The sequence below is a fragment of the Pseudomonas taiwanensis genome (assembly GCF_013393345.1).
GTDB classification, from domain to species: Bacteria; Pseudomonadota; Gammaproteobacteria; order Pseudomonadales; family Pseudomonadaceae; genus Metapseudomonas; species Metapseudomonas resinovorans_C.
The window spans coordinates 20192-41855 of sequence record NZ_QJRF01000033.1 but is presented as its reverse complement, the minus strand read 5'-3'; the positions used below and the strand labels follow the sequence as shown (position 1 = coordinate 41855).

General features: G+C 65.2%; 23 protein-coding genes. 10 read left to right on the top strand and 13 right to left on the bottom strand.

Annotated elements, in window-relative coordinates:
• Positions 1-43: 43 nt before the first annotated feature.
• Entirely contained in the window at positions 44-523 is a 480-nt protein-coding gene (locus DM872_RS03900) for an MFS transporter (RefSeq protein WP_179058224.1), read from the bottom strand.
• A 95-nt stretch (positions 524-618) separates the two neighbouring features.
• Between DM872_RS03900 and DM872_RS03895 the strand changes: the two genes are divergently transcribed.
• Positions 619-2661 carry a S9 family peptidase gene (locus DM872_RS03895; protein ID WP_179058223.1) on the top strand — a complete coding sequence of 681 codons (2043 nt, stop codon included), beginning with the start codon at positions 619-621 and terminating at the stop codon, positions 2659-2661.
• On the opposite strand, the gene DM872_RS03890 is transcribed toward DM872_RS03895, so the two are convergent.
• Entirely contained in the window at positions 2662-2988 is a 327-nt protein-coding gene (locus DM872_RS03890; protein ID WP_179058222.1) for a hypothetical protein, read from the bottom strand.
• Between the two features lie 127 nt (positions 2989-3115).
• On the opposite strand from DM872_RS03890, the gene DM872_RS03885 reads away from it, so the two are divergent.
• Both DM872_RS03885 and DM872_RS03880 read left to right on the top strand, forming a co-directional pair.
• Positions 3116-3487 (top strand): YajD family HNH nuclease, encoded by a 372-nt coding sequence (locus DM872_RS03885; RefSeq protein WP_179058221.1) that lies wholly within the window; start codon positions 3116-3118, stop codon positions 3485-3487.
• Positions 3488-3528: 41 nt separating this feature from the next.
• Positions 3529-4224, top strand: a complete 696-nt coding sequence (locus tag DM872_RS03880) for a type 1 glutamine amidotransferase domain-containing protein (protein ID WP_179058220.1) — start codon at positions 3529-3531, stop codon at positions 4222-4224.
• Positions 4225-4398: 174 nt separating this feature from the next.
• Here the strand turns inward: DM872_RS03880 and DM872_RS03875 are convergent, their stop codons facing one another.
• From DM872_RS03875 to dapA, 6 genes are all read right to left on the bottom strand, one after another.
• On the bottom strand, positions 4399-5622 hold the full coding sequence (locus tag DM872_RS03875; RefSeq protein WP_179058219.1) for a hypothetical protein: 1224 nt from the start codon (positions 5620-5622) through the stop codon (positions 4399-4401).
• 127 nt (positions 5623-5749) lie between these two features.
• On the bottom strand, positions 5750-6199 hold the full coding sequence (locus DM872_RS03870) for a YcgN family cysteine cluster protein (RefSeq protein ID WP_077524960.1): 450 nt from the start codon (positions 6197-6199) through the stop codon (positions 5750-5752).
• 92 nt (positions 6200-6291) lie between these two features.
• Positions 6292-7221, bottom strand: coding sequence for a D-2-hydroxyacid dehydrogenase (locus tag DM872_RS03865; protein ID WP_179058218.1), 930 nt, complete (start codon positions 7219-7221; stop codon positions 6292-6294).
• Complete coding sequence (locus tag DM872_RS03860) at positions 7221-7514, bottom strand: YcgL domain-containing protein (RefSeq protein WP_077524962.1); 294 nt, start codon at positions 7512-7514, stop codon at positions 7221-7223. Before DM872_RS03860 ends, DM872_RS03865 begins: the two co-directional genes overlap by 1 nt.
• Positions 7515-7561: 47 nt before the next feature.
• On the bottom strand, positions 7562-8689 hold the full coding sequence (gene rnd / locus DM872_RS03855) for a ribonuclease D (RefSeq protein ID WP_179058217.1): 1128 nt from the start codon (positions 8687-8689) through the stop codon (positions 7562-7564).
• Positions 8690-8800: 111 nt separating this feature from the next.
• A complete protein-coding gene (gene dapA, locus DM872_RS03850; RefSeq protein WP_179058216.1) occupies positions 8801-9655 on the bottom strand; it encodes a 4-hydroxy-tetrahydrodipicolinate synthase in 855 nt (284 codons plus the stop codon).
• A 412-nt stretch (positions 9656-10067) separates the two neighbouring features.
• Between dapA and DM872_RS03845 the strand changes: the two genes are divergently transcribed.
• Entirely contained in the window at positions 10068-11129 is a 1062-nt protein-coding gene (locus tag DM872_RS03845; RefSeq protein WP_179058215.1) for an SMP-30/gluconolactonase/LRE family protein, read from the top strand.
• Between the two features lie 118 nt (positions 11130-11247).
• On the opposite strand, the gene DM872_RS03840 is transcribed toward DM872_RS03845, so the two are convergent.
• On the bottom strand, positions 11248-12057 hold the full coding sequence (locus DM872_RS03840) for a lysophospholipid acyltransferase family protein (RefSeq protein ID WP_179058214.1): 810 nt from the start codon (positions 12055-12057) through the stop codon (positions 11248-11250).
• Positions 12058-12182: 125 nt separating this feature from the next.
• Here DM872_RS03840 and DM872_RS03835 point away from each other — a divergent pair, with 125 nt between their 5' ends.
• The 5 genes from DM872_RS03835 to DM872_RS03815 all read left to right on the top strand — a co-directional run bounded on the left by DM872_RS03835 (position 12183) and on the right by DM872_RS03815 (position 17172).
• Positions 12183-12647, top strand: a complete 465-nt coding sequence (locus DM872_RS03835; protein WP_179058213.1) for an Lrp/AsnC family transcriptional regulator — start codon at positions 12183-12185, stop codon at positions 12645-12647.
• A 216-nt stretch (positions 12648-12863) separates the two neighbouring features.
• Positions 12864-14039, top strand: coding sequence for a cystathionine beta-lyase (metC, locus tag DM872_RS03830; protein WP_179058212.1), 1176 nt, complete (start codon positions 12864-12866; stop codon positions 14037-14039).
• A gap of 106 nt (positions 14040-14145) precedes the next feature.
• On the top strand, positions 14146-15000 hold the full coding sequence (locus tag DM872_RS03825) for a sulfurtransferase (RefSeq protein WP_179058211.1): 855 nt from the start codon (positions 14146-14148) through the stop codon (positions 14998-15000).
• Between the two features lie 243 nt (positions 15001-15243).
• Positions 15244-15723 carry a hypothetical protein gene (locus DM872_RS03820; protein WP_179058210.1) on the top strand — a complete coding sequence of 160 codons (480 nt, stop codon included), beginning with the start codon at positions 15244-15246 and terminating at the stop codon, positions 15721-15723.
• 180 nt (positions 15724-15903) lie between these two features.
• A complete protein-coding gene (locus DM872_RS03815; RefSeq protein WP_179058209.1) occupies positions 15904-17172 on the top strand; it encodes an OmpP1/FadL family transporter in 1269 nt (422 codons plus the stop codon).
• A gap of 58 nt (positions 17173-17230) precedes the next feature.
• Here DM872_RS03815 and DM872_RS03810 read toward each other — a convergent pair whose 3' ends face one another.
• The 4 genes from DM872_RS03810 to DM872_RS03800 form a co-directional block, all read right to left on the bottom strand.
• A complete protein-coding gene (locus tag DM872_RS03810; RefSeq protein ID WP_179058208.1) occupies positions 17231-17782 on the bottom strand; it encodes a glutathione peroxidase in 552 nt (183 codons plus the stop codon).
• A gap of 62 nt (positions 17783-17844) precedes the next feature.
• Complete coding sequence (locus DM872_RS30400) at positions 17845-17967, bottom strand: hypothetical protein (protein ID WP_256873283.1); 123 nt, start codon at positions 17965-17967, stop codon at positions 17845-17847.
• Positions 17964-19169 carry an MFS transporter gene (locus DM872_RS03805; protein WP_179058207.1) on the bottom strand — a complete coding sequence of 402 codons (1206 nt, stop codon included), beginning with the start codon at positions 19167-19169 and terminating at the stop codon, positions 17964-17966. The genes DM872_RS30400 and DM872_RS03805 overlap by 4 nt, the downstream gene beginning before the upstream one ends.
• Positions 19170-19212: 43 nt before the next feature.
• A complete protein-coding gene (locus DM872_RS03800) occupies positions 19213-19626 on the bottom strand; it encodes a MarR family winged helix-turn-helix transcriptional regulator (RefSeq protein WP_179058206.1) in 414 nt (137 codons plus the stop codon).
• Between the two features lie 171 nt (positions 19627-19797).
• Between DM872_RS03800 and DM872_RS03795 the strand changes: the two genes are divergently transcribed.
• On the top strand, positions 19798-21618 hold the full coding sequence (locus DM872_RS03795) for an acyl-CoA dehydrogenase C-terminal domain-containing protein (RefSeq protein ID WP_179058205.1): 1821 nt from the start codon (positions 19798-19800) through the stop codon (positions 21616-21618).
• Positions 21619-21664 lie beyond the last annotated feature (46 nt).

Here is a 21664-nt window from a genome sequence, read left to right as displayed (position 1 = left end):
CCCATGCTGAACGCCCCATGGCCGGGCTGCAAGGCCCGGCAGGTCAGAGGCGGGGTTCGATGCGCAGGCGGCGGTCGCCGTTCTGGTCGAAGCGTGTGTCTGCTTCAGGTCGGCTATCGCGCATCACCTCACGCAGGGTCGGCTCGTCGGCGGCCTGCTGGGCGCCTTCACGCTCGGCGCGGCGGGCCTTGAGCTTCTTCTCGATGGGCCAGCGGATACCGGCGTACACCAGGTACAGCGCCAGGGCGATGATGCTGTACATGGTCAGGTCGAGGGTCGCCTTCCAGGCGTTGTTGCCGACCTTGAAGACCACGTCCAGTGCGGTGATGGCCACGGCCGGAGCGAACAGGTCCTTCGCCGGGTCGACGATGGTCGGCGTCAGCAGCAGCACTGCGACCAGCACCCGCAGCGGCTCGCGCAGCCAGCGCCACATCCAGTCGGTAAGGTGCCACCAGACCAGCAGACAGCCGAGCGCGGCAACTCCGTAGGCGGCCCAGGCGAGCAGGTAGTCGTTTTCAGTCATTGGCGTCCGTGGCAAGGCTGGCAAAAGGGCGCTTATGATAAACGCTTTTCGTGGTTCCGGCGCTCCTGCCGTCGCCGCACCGTCTGCCCTCGAGAGTGCCCATGTCCCAAGCCCCCATCGCCCGTATCGAACCTGGTGACGACCCCTACCGCTGGCTGGAGGAGCGCGATACGCCTGACGTGCTCGCCCACCTCGAAGCAGAGAACGCCTGGCTCGAAACCGGGCTGGCCGAGCAGAAGGCGCTGCGCGAGACACTGTTCCAGGAGATCAAGGCCCGTATCCGCGAGACCGACCTGTCCTTGCCGGTACCCTGGGGGCCCTGGCTCTACTACCAGCGCACCACGGCGGGCGACGAATACCCGCGCCACTATCGCTGCCCGCGCCCGGCGGACGGTTCGCTGGCCCTGGACGACGACGCCGAGGAGCTGCTGCTGGACCCGAACCTGCTCGCGGACGGCGGGTTCCTCTCCATTGGTGCCTTCAGCGTCAGCCCGGACCATTCGCGCCTGGCCTACAGCCTGGACACCAGCGGCGACGAGACCTACCAGTTGTTCGTCAAGGACCTGGGCACGGGAGAAATCATCGCCCTGCCCTTCGAGCAATGCGACGGCAGCATGACCTGGGCCAACGACAGCGCCACGCTGTTCTTCGGCGAACTGGATGAAACGCACCGGCCGCATCGCCTGCACCGCCACCGCCTGGGTGAAGCCGGCGCCGAACTGGTCTTCGAAGAGGCCGATGGCCGCTTCTTCCTGCACTGCTATCGCGCCAGCTCCGAACGCCAGTTGATCCTGCTGCTGAACAGCAAGACCACCAGCGAAACCTGGGTGCTGGATGCCAATACCCCGAACGGTGCCTGGACCTGCCTCGCCCCCCGCGAAGAGGATCACGAGTACTACGCGGACCACGGCAAGCTCGACGGCCAGTGGACCTGGCTGATCCGCAGCAACCAGACCGGCATCAACTTCGCCCTGTACAAGGCGACGGAAGCCGCGCCGGCCCGTTCCCACTGGCAGGAACTGATCGCCCATGACGAGGCGCGCATGCTGGAAGGCGTCAGCCTGAATGCCGGCGGCTTCACCCTCAGCCTGCGCGAAGGTGGCCTGCCCTTGATCCAGGTGCACCCCGAGGGCGCCGCCCCTTACCCGCTGCAATTGCCGGACGCCGCCTACAGTTTGTATGTGCAGGACACCCTGGAATTCGACAGCCCGGTGATTCGCCTGCGCTATGAGGCCCTGAACCGTCCGGCCCAGGTCCGTCAGCTGGACCTGGCCACTGGCGCGCAGGTCGTGCTCAAGGAAACCCCGGTAGAAGGCCCCTTCGATCCAGACGCCTATCTCAGCCAGCGTCTCTGGGCCACGGCAGCGGACGGCACGCGCATCCCCATCAGCCTGGTGGCCCGCCGCGACACCCTGGGCAAACCCGCCCCGCTCTACCTCTATGGTTACGGCGCCTACGGCGAAAGCCTCGACCCCTGGTTCTCCCACGCGCGCCTCAGCCTGCTGGAACGCGGCTTCGTCTTCGCCATCGCCCATGTGCGCGGCGGCGGCGAGCTGGGCGAGGCCTGGTATCGCGCCGGCAAGCTGGAGCACAAGGCCAATACCTTCCACGACTTCATCGCCTGCGCCGAGCACCTGATCGCCGAGGGCTATACCAGCCCCGCGCAACTGGCCGTCAGCGGTGGCAGCGCCGGCGGCCTGCTGATCGGCGCCGTGCTCAACCTGCGCGCCGACCTGTTCGGCGCGGCCATCGCCGAAGTGCCCTTCGTCGACGTCCTCAACACCATGCAGAACCCCGACCTGCCGCTGACGGTGACCGAATACGACGAATGGGGCGACCCGCACGAGCCCGAGGTCTACGCGCGCATCAAGGGTTATGCGCCCTATGAAAACGTCCGCGCCCAGGCCTACCCGGCGATGCTGGTGGTGGCGGGATACAACGACAGCCGCGTGCAGTACTGGGAAGCAGCCAAATGGGTCGCCCGCCTGCGGGCGATGAAGACCGATGGCAACCCGCTGCTGCTGAAGACCGACCTCAGCGCCGGCCATGGCGGCATGAGTGGTCGCTACCAGGCGCTGCGCGATGTGGCACTGGAATATGCCTTCCTGCTCAAGGTGCTGGGACTGCTCCCGCAGTAATCAGGGATTACCGGTCCCGGTGCCGAGCCCCCTGGAGTTGCGTTCCAATTGCTGCTCCAGCGCGGGAATCGACTGGTCGCGCTGTTCCAGGGACTCGCGCAGACGCTGTTCCTGGTCCGGCCGCCGCATCATCTGCGGGCTGCCGCTCTGTGGCGAGGGACTGGTGATCGCGCGCGGCACCACCTGGGGATAAGGCTGCGGACTGACGGTCCCGGGCGCGCCTGCTGGTGGCTGCAGGGGCGCACGCAGCAGCGGTGGGTTCTGTGCCGCCGCCGTGCTGGCGGTCAGGGCCAATGTCAGCAGCACTGCAACGCGGGAATGAATCATGGTGCCAGCCTCCTGCTCATCACACTGAACAGTCTAATCCCCGCACGCCGGGGCGATCCCCCATGCGACGGGCTGCCAGCGATCGACCCTGCCCGGAACTAGACTTTCAGAGACGCAGGCACGGGAGTTGACGATGACTACGCCTCCTTCAACGAGCAAACTGGACAAGCTGCTCGCCGACGAACGCAAGCGGCGCGAACACAGCTACCGGGAGCAGGCACTGAAACTGTTTCCCTGGGTATGCGGCCGCTGCGGCCGCGAATTCAGTGGCAAGCGCCTGTCCGAACTTACGGTGCATCACCGCGATCACAACCATGACAACAACCCGCCGGATGGTTCGAACTGGGAATTGCTCTGCCTCTACTGCCATGACAACGAACATGCCCGCTATACCGACCAGCAGTGGCACAGCGACGAACAACCCGGCGCGCGGCAGGGGCCGCGTACCACCTATAAGGCATTCGCCGACATTGGCGACCTGTTGAAGCGCGAGGAATAGCCCGTCGGGCCGTTCGTAACCGAGTCCACAAGGAGATCACGATGAAGATCCTGATGGTACTGACCTCCCACGACCAGTTGGGTAACACCGGCAAGAAGACCGGCTTCTGGTTGGAGGAGTTCGCCGCGCCCTACTTCGCATTTCGCGACGCGGGCGCCGAAGTGATACTCGCCTCCCCCAGAGGCGGGCAGCCGCCACTGGACCCGAAGAGCGACGAACCGGAATCCCAGACCGAAGCGACCCACCGTTTCCGCGAGGATGACGAAGCACGCCGCGCCCTGGCCAATACCCACATGCTCGCCGGGCTGGTGCCGACCGACTACGACGCCCTCTTCTATCCCGGCGGCCATGGCCCGATGTGGGACCTGGTGGATGACCTGCATTCCATCGTGCTGGTCGAAAGTTTCTACGCCGCCGGCAAACCGGTAGGCGCCGTGTGCCACGCCCCCGCCGTGCTGCTCAATGCCAAGGCGCCGGACGGCGCGCCGCTGGTGCAGGGCAATGCGGTGACCGGCTTCGCCAACTCTGAGGAAACCGCCGTGGGTCTGGCCGAGGTGGTGCCCTTCCTGCTGGAAGACGTGCTGAAGGAAAAAGGCGCCCAGTACTCCAAGGTGGCCGACTGGCAGCCCCATGTGGTCACCGATGGCAACCTGATCACCGGGCAGAACCCGGCATCGTCCGAGCCGACCGCGGCGGCCATGCTGGAGCTGCTGAGCGGGCGGCGGGGGGAGATGTGACGCGGGTGCAGGAAAAGCGATTGTCCCGGAATTCGTAGGGTGGGCTTCAGCCCACCTTTGAGGGCTACCGCAACCTACGGAGCTGCATGAGTTGTAGGAGCTAGCTTGCTAGCGAAAAAGGGCCATTCGCTGGCAAGCCAGCTCCTACGGGGCAGTGCAGCTGCAAAGCGGCAATCAACGCAACAACTTGGTATCCAGCACGCCCGACGCGCCGCCCATGATGTTTTCGCTGATCTCGATGAAATCCTTGGTGCTGGCCTTGTCCAGGCGCATCAGGCCACGGGCGACGTCGTCCATGGAGCGCTGGCCGTCGGTGCGCAGGCGGATTTCCTTGTCCAGGTCCTGAAGCAGCAGCACGGCGCGCGCGGTGACCGGGCCGCTGGCGTGCTCGCCGCGCAGGCTGTCCACTTTCTTGCTCCACTGACGCAGTTGCTTGCGGATGGCTTCGTAGCGGTCGTCGCCCAGGCCGCCGGCGCGGCGCATCAGTTCGATGGCGTAATACTCGGCCACGCCTTCGCTGATCCAGTCGCTGCGGTCGGTGTCGCTGATGCGGCTGAGTACATGCACCAGCTCATGCACCAGCGAACTGGTGCCGTTCTCGCTCACCAGCGGACGCGCGGAGTGCATGAAGAACGAGTTGGGCGCCGACAGACCGCCGCGCCACATGGGGTCGTTGGCGCCGACGATCAGTAGCTTGCCCGGCTCGCGGGGGAAGACTTCCTGGGCGTGGGGCCAGACGAAGGTGAGCATCGTCAGGATGTCCATCCGCCGCATCTCCTCGCCCACCGGAGCACTCACGGTGACGTCGGTATTGCCCAGCGTGGCGCGGCGACTGCCCAGCTTGCCGGCGAGGATCCAGCCGGTGGGACGGTCGAGCATGCGTTCGGGGTTGTCGATGCGGAAACGGTTCTTGCCGATGCGCGGCCAGCCGGTCTCCACGGCTTCCCAGCCCTTGGGCAGCTCGAATTGCAGGCGCGCCACCAGGTCGATGCCGTCCGCCAGGTCCAGGCGTGCAGCCGGCACCAGGTCGTCGCCGCGGAGCAGCGCCCAGTCGGGGGTCATGCGGGCGTCGAAACGGCCGTCACCACGGGGATGGCTGACGCGGACCTTGTAGCTCAGGCTGGCCTTGCCCTTGCCGGGTATCCAGGTGCCATGGCCCGGGTCTTCCTGAGTCCAGTCACCGCTGGCCTTGAAGTCGCTGTAGTAGCCCTTGTCCCCCAGGTCGAATCGCAGGCCGCGCACGCCGTCGCCCTTCTCCAGCACCAGGCTGACTTCGGCCTGGTCGCTCTCGGGCAGGAAGCGCACCTGGTAGTCGAGATCGACCTTCTTGGCGGCCCACAGCGGGGCGCTCAGGGTCAGCAGGACGGTGGACAGCAGCAGCTGGGAACGGGCGGACATCGAGGATGGCTTCCTTGGTAGGTGTGACGGTCAGTCCCTGAGACTCGAAAGGTGGCGGTTTGATCCATGACCGGCCCTGCAGCGCATTGAAAAAAAGCGAGCGCGGCGGCCAGTTTCCATCCGCCTGCTAGCCGGCGCGGAAAATCAGGTAGTCCTCCCAATCATCCTCCGCCACGCTGCTTTCGCTCAGCATGCGACCGGATTGGGAGATGCCCGCCTTGTGCACCGCTTCGGGGTCATTGCAGATCAGGTGGTGCCAGGGCGGCAGGTCCTTGCCTTCGGCCACCAGCCGATATCCACAGGTAGGCGGCAGCCAGCGGAACTCGTCGGCCTGGGCCGGGGTGAGCTGGATGCAGTCGGCCACGAACTTCCGACGATTAGCGTAGTCGGTGCAGCGGCAGGTATTGAGGTCCAGCAGCTTGCAGGCAATGCGCGTGTAATAGACGCTGCCGTCGTCCTCGTCTTCGAGCTTCTGCAGGCAGCACAGGCCACAGCCATCGCAGAGGGATTCCCACTCTTCCTGATCGAGCTGTTCGAGGGTCTTGCGCTTCCAGAAGGGTTCGACTTTGGCGGCCATGGTGTGCGGGGGCTGGTTCGGGGGGCGGGTATTCTAGTCGCGTCCAGGGTGTCGGCCAAGCATAGCTGACCGCTGGTTACGGCACGGCGAACTCAATAGCCGCGCTCGAAGTTGACGTTCCCGCGCAAGGGCGCGCCGGAGCGATAGCGGGCGAGGTTGTCGACGAACAGGCGGGCCATGGCGCTGGGCAGCGTCGGCGCCGAGCTGTGGCCGGTAACCAGCAGGTTGGGCGCGCTCCAGAACGGGTGCCAGGCCGGCAGGGGTTCTTCACGGCAAACGTCGATCACCGCCCCGGCCAGTTGGCCGGCCTGCAGCGCCGCCACCAGGTCATGGTCGACGACCGCCACGCCACGCCCGGCGTTGATGAACAGCGCGGTCGGCTGCATGCAGGCGAAGATTCCGGCGTCGTAGATGTCGCGAGTGGCCGGCGTGTCGGGCAGCAGGTTCACCACGCAATCGGCCCAGGCCACCTGCTCGGCCAGCGCCTCCATGCCGGAGACCCGTTCGAAAGGCTCCATCGGGCGAGGCTCGCGGGCAATGCCATGCAACTCCACGCCAAAGGGTTCGAGGAAACCGGCGACGCTCTGGCCGATGTCACCCGCACCGACGATCAGCACCCGCTTGCCGTCCAGACTACGCGGCAGGCGGTTGTCCCAGCGCTTCTCGGTCTGCGCCGTAACCCGCGAAAAGATCTGCCGCTGATGCGCCAGGAGGTAGGTGAGCACGTACTCCGCCATGACCTGGCCGAAGATGCCGACGGCGCGGGTGAGCCGGTAGTCCTTGGGCAGGTCGTCGGCCAGCAATGGCGTGATGCCCGCCCAGGTGGATTGCATCCACTCCGGCTTGCAGCCTTTGCGCAGCAATTGCGCCATCACATCGGGTTCGCCGAGCCACACCGTGCACTCGTGCGCGGCGTCCAGCAGGCGCTCCACTTCGCTGCCGCCGTGAAGCTGCAAACCGGACTCGGTGCGCAGCAGGTCGGCATAGAGGGCGAACTCGGATTCGGCGATGAGGATTTTCATCAGATGGGGTCGTTCATCCGCAGCAGTTCTTCCGGCAGATGCTCGATGTACTCATCCTGGGCCGGGGGCATCTGCAGGTGATAGCCCTGCTTCTCGATATTTTCCAGCACCTTGCCAATGTCTTCGCGGGCCAGCTGGCGCTCGGGAGTGAGCACCAGGTCGAAGGCATGCTGAGGGGCACCAAAGGCGGCGAGCAGACCTTCAGGCACGCGGCTCAGGGCTTCGCGCTTGTCGACATAAAGGTACATCTCGTTCTTGCGCGGGCTTTTGTAGATGGAGCAGATACGTTTCATGGTCGGGCTCGTGGGGCAAGCCGTGCGCAGCGGCACGGCGGAAAGGTTCATTGGCCGGCCGGGGCCAGGGCATCCAGCAGGGCCTGGCCCATCAGCTCACGGCGCCAGCCGCGCAGACCTTCGGGCAGGGTGTAGGGGCCGTTCGGGAAGCCGCTCTTCAGCAGGGCTTCCAGATGCTTCTTGCGCAGCATGAGTTCCGGCGCCATGCCCAGGCGCTCGGCTTCGGCCTGGCCGATGCCGCGCAGCATTTTCAGCGTCGCCGAAGCCTCTGGCGGCAAGGGCTCGGGCAGCGCCTCGGGCCAATGGGCAGGCGGCGTCTCGGCGGCCTCGCGGATCAGCTTGAGCAGGGTATTGCCGTCCTGGCGCACAGTGCGCGGATGCATGTCGTCGATACGCGCCAGGGCCACGAGGTTGTCCGGCTGGTAACGCGCCAGCGGCCAGAGGCTGTGCTCGCGCAGGATGCGGTTGCGCGGCTGGTCACGCAGTCGAGCTTCGATTTCGCGCCAGGCGCAGAGCTCGCGCATCACAGCAAGCTGGGCACGGGAGAGCTTCCAGGCCAGCTTGGCCTCGCGATAGAGCTCTTCAGGAAGGATTTCACGGCGCAGGTTGGCCACCAACTCGGCGCCATCTTCCAGCACCCAGGAGCGCTTCGGCTCGGTCAGGCGGGGCTCCAGGGCGGCATAGAGTTCGGCCAGGTGCTGCACGTCCTCGGCGGCATAACGCACCTGCATATCGGTGAGCGGGCGCTGCAGCCAGTCGGAGCGGGTTTCGTCCTTGGGCAGGTCGATGCCGAGCACCGCCTGCACCAGGCGCGAGTAGCCCATGGAATAGCCGATGCCGAGGTAACCGGCGGCCAACTGGGTATCCAGCAGGGGCTGCGGCATGGCGCCGGTCAGGCGCAGGAAGACCTCCAGGTCCTCGCTGCAGGCGTGCAGCACCTTGAGCACCGCCTGGTCTTCCAGCAGTTCGGCGAAGGGCGACCAGTCCCCGATCAGCAGCGGATCGATGAGGTACGCCCGCTCGCTGTCACCGACCTGCACCAGGCCGGCCTTGGGATAGAAGGTGTCGACCCGCATGAACTCGGTGTCCAGGGCCACGAAGGGCAGGCGCCGCCACTCGGCGCAGTGTTTGGCCAGCGAAGCGTCGTCGCGAATCCAGATAATGTCGATGGCCACAGGGCTCTCCTTGAATCAGTGGCGCGCAGTATATATCGCGCCGGGTCCTCGCTTCGCGCCTTGCATCGCCCCCGCCCCGCCACAGCCAATCTGCGTGGGGCGGGCCAGCGCCTAAACCAGCTCGGTGGCAAGGCGTTGGCGCAGGGCCTCGGAACTGCGCTGCATGGGCAGTCGCAGCTCGTCCTTGATCAACCCTTGAAGCGCCAGCAGGCTTTTCACCGGAGCCGGATTGGGCTCGGCGAAGGCCAGGCGAATCAGCGGCTGCAGTTTCTGGAAGATCACGCGCGCGGCTTCAAGTTCACCGTTGCCGATGCATTCGGCCATGCGCACGAACTGTTGCGGGCGGATATGCGCCGACGCGCAGATCGCACCACGACCGCCCATGCACAGGGTGGTGAAGATCTGTCCGTCTTCCCCCGTCAGGACATCCAGCTCGCCATCGGCGATCAGCGCCTGGGTGGTTTCGGGGTTGCCGCCGCAGTCCTTGATGGCCGCCACGCGAGGATGGCGGGCGAGCTGGCGCAAGGTGGCCAGTTCCAGACGCACTCCGGTGCGATAGGGAATGTCGTAGAGGATCACCGGTACCGTCGAGGCATCGGCGATGGCCCCGAACCAGGCCAGCAGGCCGTCCTGCGATGGGCGAATGTAATAAGGCGCAGGCACCAGCACGCCGGCGATGGGCCGGCACTGCACCTCACGCTGGAAAGCCAGCAAGTCGGTCAGGTTGTTGCCCGCCAGCCCCATCACCAGGCGGTCGCCGGGCACCTCGTCCAGCAGCGCGTCCAGCACGGCCAACTGCTCGTCCTTGGACAGCCCCGCGGCCTCTCCCGTGGTGCCGCAGGCCACCAGGCCGGCGACGCCTTCGTCCAGAAGGTGCCGGGCCAGGCGGCGCAAGGCCGGGAAGTCGATGGCGCCGTCGTTGAAGGGGGTTACCAGGGCAACCCAGATTCCGGAAAACACAGGCATTGCAGATCTCCAATGGCTGACCGTCAGAGTCACCGTCGGAAGGATGCAGGGAGGGAATTCGAGGGAGGATCGACCTACTTCGCGCCTTCTGTCCTGTCAGCCCACCTGACGGGACAGCGCGCCCCGGTCAAATGAGCGACTGTTTCTTCGATTTACCTGCGGCAACGCCAATGGCCGACGTCTGGACCGGGAGGACCAGGGCAGAAACGGCGAAGAAGGCGATGGCAGGCATTTGCAGCTCGGTTGAATGCAGCGAGGGCCAGATACTGCGCAGGCCGCCCCAGCACTGTCAACTGTGGTCTGTCGAATGCGGCAACATTCAGCCCTGGCGCCTGTGGCAGGCGGCTGCTAAAAAAGTCCGCGCAGAAGAACAAGGCTCCGGCCACTACCCCACCTCAATGGATACAAGAAGATGAAGAAGCTGCTGGGCGTGTTCGCCCTGCTGATCGTCGCCCTGACGGTCTATCTCGCCCTGACGCCCTCCCCCATCGACCCGCAGGCCTGGGACGCGCCCAAGGCTCCGAGCATGACCGGCGTACTGGAACCCAACGACACCCTGATGAAGGCCGAGCTCATCGCCCAGGGCCAGATCCATGGTCCGGAAGACACTGCCGTCGACGCCCAGGGGCGCCTCTATGCCGGCCTGCATGACGGGCGCATCGTGCGTATCAGCGACAAGGGCGAGATCGCGACCTTCGCCGAAACCGGCGGCCGCCCGCTGGGCATGGACTTCGACGCCACCGGCAACCTGATCGTCGGCGACGCCTACAAGGGCCTGCTGCGCATCGACCCGCAAGGCCAGATCAGCGTCCTGGCCACCGAGGCCGAGGGTGTGCCGTTCCGCTTCACTGACGACCTGGACATCGCCCAGGACGGCCGCATCTACTTCACCGACGCCTCCAGCAAGTTCCAGCAGCCGGACTACCTGCTCGACCTGCTCGAAGCCCGCCCCCATGGCCGGCTGATGCGCTTCGACCCGGTTTCCTGCAAGACCGAGGTGCTGCTCAAGGACCTGTACTTCGCCAATGGCGTGGCGCTGTCCGCCAACGAGGACTTCGTGCTGGTCAACGAGACCTACCGCTACCGCATCACTCGCTACTGGCTGAGCGGTGAGAAGGCCGGCACCCACGATGTGTTCATCGACAACCTGCCGGGCCTGCCGGACAACCTGCAAGGCGATCACCAGGGCAACTTCTGGGTCGCCCTGCCCACCCCGCGCAAGGCCGATGCCGACTTCCTTCACACCCAGCCCTGGCTGAAAGCGCTGATCGCCAAGCTGCCGCGCATGTTCTGGCCCAAGGCGGTGCCCTACGGCTTTGCGATCCAGCTGAACGAGAAGGGCGAGATCGTCCACAGCCTGCACGACACCAGCGGCACTCACCTGCGCATGGTGACGTCGGTCAAGCCGGTAGGGGACTACCTCTACCTGGGCAGTCTGGACAACGACCGGATCGGCAAGCTGAAAATCCGCTGAGGCAGCGCAGAACATGTAGGAGCGAGGGGGACGCCGAGTTCTTGCTCGCGAACGGGTGTGCTCAAGAGCTTCGCGAGCAAGCTCGCTCCTACATTAAATCCAACTTCAACCTGCCTGCTTACAAGGCTCGCGCTGGCGGCAGGTCGGAAGTCGTCTCTACAGAACTCGTAGCGTCACCCACCTCCTGCCCCAGCAGCCCCTGCATCCGCCCACGGGTATCCGCCATCAGCTCGCCGAGACGCTCCGGGCTGTACTGGCTGGCGTCGATCGGTTCGCCCACATGCACTTCCACCTTCTGCCCGAGGTTCAGGCGGAAGGTGCGAGCCGGCAGCACGCGGTGGATGCCGCGAATGGACACGGGAATGATCACCGCATCGGTGTCCAGCGCCAGGTGGAAGCAGCCCTTTTTGAACTTCAACAGACGGCCATCGGCCGAGCGGGTACCCTCGGGCGCCGCCCAGAGGACAATGCCGCTTTCCATCATGCGCCGGGCGGTCTCCAGGTCGGCGAGGGCCTGGCGACGGTTGTGCCGGTCGATGGAAGGGAATTCCGCCGCACGCATGGCCGGGCCAAGGAAGGGAATGCGGAACAGCTCCTTCTTGGCCAGCATGCGGATCGACCCCGGCAACGCGACGAAGCTGGCCGGGATGTCGTAGTGGCTGGAATGGCTGCAGAGGATCAGATAGCGGCGACCGTCGTTGAAGTCCGGTATCGCACCGTGCACCGACAGGTCCATGCGTACCAGGCGCAGCAGCAGGCGCGACATGGCGCGGGTGTAGCGGTCCACGCAGGCGCGGTCGAGGCGCTTCATCGGCGCGCGTACCAGAACCTTGCAGCAGTAGTAGAGGACCACCGACAAGGTCCCCAGGATCACGCCCAGGCGGCGGATCAGCGAGGCACGTTCACTCAGAATTTGCAGGCTTGGCATCGAGCTCTCCCATCTTCTCCCCGCGCGACTTCATGCGCGGGTGACCTTATGATGCCGATTGTCATCGTTTCGACACACTCGGCCCGCCAGCCTTCTGACCAAACGACTCCGCCACGGACCCGCCCATGGACAAGAAAGACCTGCAGATCGTCGACCTCCTTCAGCAGGACGCCTCCATTTCCCTCGCGGAACTCGCCGAGGCGGTGAATCTCTCCCCTACGCCCTGCTGGCGACGCCTGCAGAAGCTGCGTGAGGACGGGGTGATTCGCAAGCAGGTGGCGCTCTGTGATGCTGAACGGCTCGACCTCGGCGTCACGGTCTTCGTCACCATTCGCACCAGCCGTCACAGCGACGACTGGACCCGGCAGTTCATCGAGGGCACCCGCGACATTCCCGAGATCGTCGAGATCTACCGCATGACCGGCGACGTCGACTACCTGCTGAAGATCGTGGTACCGGACATCAAGGGCTACGACGCCGTGTACAAACGCCTGATCCGCGTCGCCGACCTGTCCGACGTGAGCTCCGGCTTCGCCATGGAAGTGATCAAGCACACCACGGCACTGCCACTCGGGCACCTGACGCTGTAAGGCGAAGGATGATTTTCCAATCGAGCGAATCGTTTGGAAATATTTTTCACTCAGCGTCTTTTAAGTAGATTTTATTTCTACAAAACAACTAAAGCTCGCCAATCAAAGCAAAGAAATTCCCCGCCTCCACCCGTAATCTTTTTTCCACTCCAGACGCCGCCATCCCCAGCCAGGCGTCGCATACTTTTCGCTATCCGGAATCAGAGGAAACACCAGGTGGACGACCGCAAGCTGCACCTCGAAACACTCCTGGCCCATGAAGGTCGCGAACGGGGCCGGGTCGGCGGCACCGTCAATACCCCGGTCTACCGCGCCTCCACGCTGCTCTTCCCCACCGTGGAAGCCCTGCATGCGCAGAATGGCACCCTCAACACCTACGGCCGCCATGGCAACCCCACCACGCGCTCCCTGGAACATGCCCTGGCCGAGCTGGAAGGCGCCTTCGGCGCGATGCTCACCCCCAGCGGCCTGAGCGCGCTCACCACTGCCTTACTGGCAACCCTCAAGCCCGGCGATCACCTGCTGATGACCGATTCGGTGTACGACCCGACTCGCGCCTTCTGCGACGAAACCCTGAAGCGCTTCGGCATCGAGACCACCTACTACGACCCGCTGATCGGCGGCGGTATCGCCGAGCTGATCCGCCCCAACACCCGCGTGGTGTTCCTCGAGTCGCCCGGCTCGCTGACCTTCGAAGTGCAGGACGTGCCGGCCATCGCCGAAGTCGCCCACGCCCATGGCGCCCTCGTGATGCTCGATAACACCTGGGGCACCCCGGTGCACTTCGCTTCCTTCAAGCACGGCGTAGACATCTCCATCCACGCCGCCACCAAGTACATCGTCGGCCACTCGGACGTGCTGATGGGCGTGATCATGACCACCGAGGCGTTGTTCGCGCAGGTGCGCGGCTTCTACAAGCAGCTCGGCCTGTCAGTCAGTGCAGACGACGCTTACCTCGCCCTCCGCGGCCTGCGCACCCTGTCCACGCGTCTGGAACGCCACCAGCGCAATGCGGAGAAGGTCGCGCAGTGGCTGGCAGAACAGCCGGAAGTGGAACGCATCCTCTACCCGGCCCTGCCCGGCGCCCCCGGCCATGAGCTGTGGAAGCGCGACTTCAGCGGCGCCTGTGGCCTGTTCGGGGTGATGCTCAAGGCCATGCCGGAGCAGGCCGTGCGCGCCATGCTCGACGGCATGAACCTGTTTGGCATGGGCTTCAGCTGGGGTGGCTTCGAAAGCCTGATCCTGCTGACCAATCCCAGCGCCCATCGCAGCGCCACCACCTGGAAGGCCGACGGCCCGCTGATACGCCTGCACATCGGCCTGGAGCACCCGGACGACCTCATCGCCGACCTCGACGCGGGCTTCCAGCGCCTGCGCGCCATCTGCCGTTGACCCCACGGGCGGCGCGGGCTCCGCGCCGCCGCCGATTGCGCGCGACAGCCCGTGCGGGCGTCCTTATGATGCTTGCCACAACAATGGTCACGACAAGGACCCCGCCATGTCGCTCGCACAGCTCATCAGCCCTGCCCAACTCAGCGCCCGCCAGGATGAACCGGGCCTGATCATCCTCGACTGCCGCTTCTCCCTCGATGATCCGGCCTACGGCCAGCGCAGCTACAACGAGAGCCACATTCCCAAGGCCCGCTTTGCCGACCTGGAGCGCGACCTTTCCGGCCCCGTGACCCGAGGCGTGACCGGCCGCCATCCGCTGCCGGACCCTACGGCGCTTGCCGGAAAGCTGCGTGACTGGGGCATCTCCGCCGACAGTACCATCGTGCTCTACGACGACGGCCCCGGCGCCTTCGCCGCGCGCGCCTGGTGGCTGCTAGCCTGGCTGGGCAAGCGTGATGGCGTACTCCTCCTGGATGGCGGCCTCAAGGCCTGGCGCGATGTCGAACTGCCGCTGACGGCCGTAGCGCCGACGGCGCAGCCCGGCACCTTCTCCGGCCAGCCCGACGCCAGCCTGCTGGTGGACGCCGACGACCTCCAGCAACGCCTGGGCAACGCGAACCTGACCCTGCTGGACGCCCGCGCGCTGCCTCGCTTCAAGGGTGAAGTGGAGCCCATCGATCCGGTGGCCGGCCATATTCCGGGCGCCCAGTGCGCCGCCTTCACGGACAACCTCGGCAGCGACGGTCGCTTCCTCCCGGCCGAGGCCCTCAAGCAGCGTTTCGCCGCCCTGATCGGCGACCGTCCGCTGGACGACCTGGTGGCCTACTGCGGCTCCGGCGTCACTGCCTGCCACAATCTCTTCGCCCTGAGTCTCGCCGGTTACCCGCTGGCACGGCTCTACGCCGGCTCCTGGAGCGAGTGGATCACCCAGCCTTCGCGCCCCCTGGCCACCGGCGAATAAGCCCCGAATACCAGTCGGCGAGGGACGTCGCGGCCCTTCCCGACTGGCTGTTTTTTAATCACAGGCAGCTATATAGACAATAACCAGAAGCCTGAAACAGTTTAAAAACAGTCCTTTACAGCGGGAATATCGCACTAGACTTCAAATCGAGCGGCTAACTCCGCTCCCGGTGGGGCTCTTTCCTAGAACGATGAGAAGCTGCCAAAACGCCCCGGCCCCGCCGGCACCTTTCGCGAGGGCCATATGGGAATTGCCGCCGCCGATCTCCGCCAGCACGTAATACGACCGACGCTGCTCTACCTGCAGCGCCCCTCCTCCACCGCCGAAAGCCTGCTGCTGGGCGCCGCCGCCTGCCAATCCGCCCTCGGCGCCGCCCTGGACTGCGGCACGGGCCGCGGCCTCTATCGCATCAGCGATGAACGCCATCAGCAGCTCTGGGACCAGCATCTCGCCCATGACCCGGAACTCGCCAGCCAGGTACGCGGGTTGGCCAGCCAACATGCCTTTCTCACTGCGCCCCACCTGGAACTGATCGTCAACCTACGCTACGCCACCGCCATCGCCTGGATGCTGGTGGAATCGACCGTTCTGGTCCTGCCCCCCGCGGATGACCTGATCGGCATGGCTATGATCTGGCGCCAGGTCTTCCAGCCTGACGGCAGTCCCCGCGAGTTCATCGACGCCTGGCAGCGCCATGTCGGCGGACTCTGCCAAGTCGCCTGATCACTGACCAACCAGTCAGGAACAAACGTACCAGGCCATCTGCACGATCGGCGAAAATGCCATCGTTTTGGCTTTTGTTCGACAATCTTACAAGACATATTGCCGCACTTTTCCACGCTGGCCAGGTCGGGGGAATCCTGTTAGCGTGCCGGCCTTTGCACCACCGATCAGGAGTTCACCGTGATAAGCAGAGTCTTCAGGACCGCCCTCGCCCTGGCCGTCAGCGCCGCTTCCAGCTACAGCCTGGCTGCGGGCTTCGCCCTCAACGAACAAAGCGTCAGCAGCATGGGTACCGCCTTCGCCGGCCGTTCGTCCTCGGCCGACGACGCCACCACCGTGTACGGCAACCCCGCCGGCATGTCGCGCCTGAAGCGCGAGCAGGTCAGCGTCGGCGCCGCAGCCATCTTCGCGAAGACCGATATCGACGACGCTCGCGGCACTTTCGGTGGCAGCAACGATGGCGACATGGTTCCTACCGTCGGCGTGCCCATGGGCTATTACGTCAAGCCGATCGATGACAACTGGACCTTCGGCCTCGGCATGTACGTGCCCTTCGGCCTGATCACCGACTACGAAACCGGCTTCGCTGGCCGCTACTACGGCGACAAGAGCGAAGTACGCGTGATCACCCTGCAGCCCACCGTCAGCTATCGCATCAACGACCAGCTGTCCGTCGGCTTCGGCCCCACCATCAACCGCATCGACGGCGAGCTGACCTCCTCCGTGCTCAACCCGCTGTCCCCGGGTCGCAACGATGGCCGCGTGAAGGTGAAGGGCGACGACACAGCGCTGGGCTTCAACGCCGGCATCCTCTTCGAACTGGACCCGCGCACCCGCTTCGGCCTGACCTACCACTCCAAGGTGGACTACAAGCTGAAGGGCGACACCACCGTTTCCGGCAGCGGCCCGGTACTGGCCAGCTCCGCCGGCAAGTACGACGCCTCGCTGGACCTGGAAACCCCGGAATCCGTCGACTTCTCCGTCACCCACGACCTGAACGACGCCTGGACCCTCTATGCCGGCAGCACCTGGACCCGCTGGAGCCGCCTGGAAGAAATCAGGGTGGACAACGAAGGCGTTCGCGGCCTCCTGGCCCCTGCCCTCGGCAGCATTGTCGAAGAGCAGGACTGGCGCGACACCTGGTCCTACGCCGTCGGTGCCGCCTACAAGCTGAACCAGCAGTGGACCCTGCGCGCCGGCCTGGCCTACGACCAGTCCCCGGCCCGCAACGAGCACCGCTCGCCGCGCATTCCCACCAACGACCGCAAGATCTTCAGCCTGGGCGCCGCCTGGAGCCCGAACGACGACGTGACCGTCGACGTGGCCTACTCCTACCTGAAGGAAGATGACGCCGACATCAACCAGGTCAGCGCTTCCAAGGGGGCCTACCGCGCCACCTTCCAGAACAGCGCCCACGGCCTGGGTGCGCAGCTGACCTACCGCTTCTAAGCGGGAATCAGCGCCACAAAAAAGCCCGGACTCGTCCGGGCTTTTTCATGTTTGTCGATCAAGGCTGGCTAGCCAGCGCCTGCTCCACTGCCTTCAGCAGGTCCGGGTCGTCGGGCTTGGTCAGGCTGGAGAAGTGCGCGATCACCTTGCCCTGCCGGTCCACCACGTACTTGTAGAAATTCCAGCGCGGCTTCTGTCCGGATTGGGCGATCAGCTCCTTGTAGAGCGGCGTCGCCTCGTCTCCAGTGACGTGCTGCGGCTGGGTCATGGCGAAGGTCACGCCGTAGTTGACGTAGCAGACCTTGGCGGTTTCCTCGGTGCTGGCGGCTTCCTGCTTGAAATCGTCCGAGGGGACGCCAAGCACTTCCAGGCCCTGGTCCTTGTAGCGCTTATAGAGGGCTTCCAGTCCCTTGAACTGCGGAGTGAAGCCGCAGTGGCTGGCCGTGTTGACGATCACCAGCGGTTTGCCGGCGAAGCGCTGGCACAGGTCGATGGTGTTCTTCGAACGAAGTTGCGGCAGCTCGTGCTGCAGCAGTGTAGGGCACTCGGCAGCCATGACCTGGCTGCCAAACAAGGCAAGCGACAGGAAGAGGAAGGGCGAGGCTTTCATGGCGGACTCCGGCACAGGTCGAGTGATCCGCTTACGCTACTGCGAGCCTCCTCGCCGATCAATCAGCAAAGGCTCATCCCCAGCTGCATCAGCGCCAGCCCGCCCTGTTGCCAGCCCCACCAGCCCAAGGCCAGCAGCAGGCTGAACAGCAGGGCGCCAAGCACCCAGACCAGGCGCAGGCTCATGCGGCTCCGGCGGGCTGGAGCCGCGCCACCGGCTGCTCGCGAACCGGCCAGTTCAGGACGGCGGCCAGCAGGCTGAGGAAGATGGAAATCTGCCATACCAGTTCGTAACTGCCCGTGTGGTCATAGAGGTAGCCCCCCAGCCAACCGCCGAGGAAGGCGCCGAGTTGGTGGAACAGGAAAACGATACCACCGAGCATCGACAGGTTGCGCACGCCAAACAGGGTCGCGACGGTGCCGTTGGTCAGAGGAACGGTGGACAGCCACAACAGCCCCATGGCCATGCCGAAGGCATAGGCGCTCCAGATGCTCAGCGGCGAATAGAGGAAGGCCACGATCACCACCCCGCGCAGCAGGTAGAGCCCGGTGAGCAACTTCGGTTTGGCATGACGGCCGCCGAGCCAACCGGCGATGTAGGTACCGAACACGTTGAACAGCCCCACCAGCGCCAGCACCGTGGTGCCCACCGAAGCCGGAAGATGCTGGTCCACCAGATAGGCCGGCAGGTGCACGCCGATGAATACCACCTGGAAGCCGCAGACGAAGAAGCCCAGGGCCAACAGCCAGAAACCGCTATGCGACGTCGCCTCGCGCAGGGCTTCGCCCAGGCTCTGCTCATGGGCCTGGGGCGGCGGCGGATTGTCCTTGAGCAGCCCAACCAGCGGTACGATCAGCGCAACCAGCAGACCCAGCGCCAGCAGCGCGGACGACCAGCCGAGCCAGCCGATCAAACCGAGCGTGCCGGGCAGCATGGCGAACTGGCCGAAGGAACCCGCGGCAGCGGCGATACCCATGGCCATGCTGCGCTTCTCCATTGGCACGGCACGCCCCACTACACCGAGGATCACCGAGAACGAGGTGCCCGACAGGCCAATACCAATGAGCAGGCCAGCACTGAACGACAGCGACAGGGCCGAATCGGAGAACCCCATCAACACCAGGCCCACGGCGTAAAGCACGCCACCGACGATTACCGTCTTGGCTGCGCCGAAACGGTCGGCCAGCGCGCCGGTGAAGGGCTGCGCCAGACCCCAGATCAGGTTCTGCAGGGCGATGGCGAAGGCGAACACCTCCCGCCCCCAGCCGAACTCGCTGCTCATCGGCGCCAGGAACAGGCCGAAGCCATGTCGAATGCCCAGGGATAGCGCCAGGATCAGCGACGCCCCCAGAAGTACCCAGCCACTCGTACGCCATACCGATGTCATAGAAAGTCCTTTACGGGTACATACCCGCTTTTCAGCGAAATAATCAGGCGATATGTTCCAGATCGTCCAGCAGCGCCATCAATGCCGCCCGCTTCTCCAGTCCCATGCGTTGCCCCAGTTGCACCTGCACCTGTTCCCAGGCCCGCAGCGCCTCATCGAGGCTGGCCTGGCCGGCGGCGGTCAGCGAAACCAGTCGATTGCGCTGGTCCTCGCCACCCTCCATCTGCACCAGGCCCTTGCCTTCGAGCACCTTGAGATTGCGCCCCAACGTACTGCGATCCAGCCCCAGGGCTTCCGCCAGGCTGGTGATGCTGGGCTGATCCAACCGCGCCAGGTTTTTCAACAGCGAGTACTGGGCGACGTTCACCCCGACGCCCTCAAGGGCATCGTCGTAGAGCCGGGTCACGCTTCGCGTGGCGCGGCGCAGCTTGGTACAGAGGCATTGGGTCGGCAACATGGGTTACGTGTATATACCCGCAACTACCTGAGCGTCAATCGCAAGCTGCTCTTCGATGATCCCTGGCAGCCGGTAATTGTCCCAACTGCCAGAAGCTATCGTTGCCGCTGCCAAGGCCCCCGTGCTGCCTGCCCCGTATAAACCGGGCCATCAACGCACGCCGAGGTCACCATGCCCAGCTACAAAGCCCCGTTGCGCGACACGCGCTTCCTGCTCAACGAAGTCTTCGACTTTCCCGCCCACTATCGCGCCCTGGCCAATGGCGGCGAAGCGACGCCGGACATGGTCGACGCCATCCTCGGCGAATGCGCGCGGCTCTGCGAAGAAGTGATCGCCCCGCTCTACCACAGCGGCGACGAGGAAGGCTGCCACCTGGAAAACGGCGAGGTGCGCACGCCCAAGGGCTTCAAGGAAGCCTACGACGCCTATGTGGCTGGCGGCTGGCAAGGCCTGTCGCACCCGGTGGAGTATGGCGGCCAGGGATTGCCCATGAGCCTCGGTGCGCTTAAGCAGGAAATGCTCGGCACCGCCAACTGGCCCTTCTCCATGTATCCGGGCCTCTCCCTCGGCGCCATGAACACCTTGATGCAGCACGGCACCGACGAACAGAAAAGGACCTACCTGGTCCCTCTCACCGAAGGCCGCTGGGGCGGCACCATGTGCCTCACCGAGCCCCAGTGCGGCACCGACCTGGGCCAGGTGAAGACCCGCGCCGAGGCCAATCCCGATGGCAGCTATGCCCTGACCGGCACCAAGATCTTCATCTCCTCGGGCGAGCACGACCTCACCGAGAACATCGTCCACATCGTCCTCGCCCGCCTGCCGGACGCACCCAAGGGCACGCGCGGTATCTCCCTGTTCATCGTGCCCAAGTTCCTCCCCGGCACGGATGGCGGCCTCGGCGAACGCAACGGGGTGAGCTGCGGGGCGCTCGAAAAGAAAATGGGCATCAAGGCCTCCAGCACCTGCGTGATGAACTTCGACGGCGCCACCGGTTTTCTCATCGGCCCGCCGAACAAGGGCCTGGAATGCATGTTCACCTTCATGAACAGCGCCCGCATCGGCACCGCCATCCAGGGCGTGGCCACCGCCGAACTGGCCTACCAGGGTGCGCTCGCCTACGCCCGCGAACGCCGCTCAATGCGCGCCCTGTCCGGCACCAAGGAACCCGATGCCGTCGCCGATCCGCTGATGGTCCATGGTGACGTGCGGCGCATGTTGCTGACCCAGAAAGCCATAGCCGAAGGCGGTCGCGCGCTGGTCTACCTCGCCACCCAGTACGCCGACCGCATGATCGAAGGCATTCTCCACGAGGACGAACGCCAGTACGCCCATTGGGACGACAAACTCGGTTTCCTGACCCCGATCCTCAAGGGCTGCCTGACCGAACTGGGCCTGGAAAGCGCCAACCTCGGCATGCAGGTATTCGGCGGCCACGGCTACATCCGCGAGCACGGCATGGAGCAGATCGTCCGCGACGCCCGCATCGCCACCCTCTACGAAGGCACCACCGGCATCCAGGCCCTGGACCTGCTGGGACGCAAGGTACTGCTGATGACCCAGGGCAAAGCCGTGCGTGACTTCACCGGCCAGCTAGCCCGCTTCGCCATCGAACTGCTGAAGACCGAACCCGCCATGCGCGGCCGCGCCCTGGTGCTGCTGAAACTCGCCGCACAATGGAACTGGCTGACCCTGCGCATCGCCCTGCGCGCCCGCAAGGATCGCGACCTGGTCAGCACCGCCAGCCACGACTTCCTGATGTACTCCGGCTATGCGGCCCTCGCGTATTCCTGGGCCCTACAGGAGCGCGCGGCCCGCGTGCGGCTGCGCGAAGGCGGTTCGGAATCCGCCGAGTTCTACCGCGCCAAACTGGCCACCAGCGACTTCTACTTCGCCCGCCTGCTACCCCGCGCCAAGGGGCACGCGGCGGCAATGCTGAAGCCGACGGCGTCGGTGATGGGGCTGGCGGGGGAGCATTTTGTGTTTGAGTGAAATAAGGCGCGTCAGCGGAGCTTTTGGGAAAACTCCTGGCGACGCT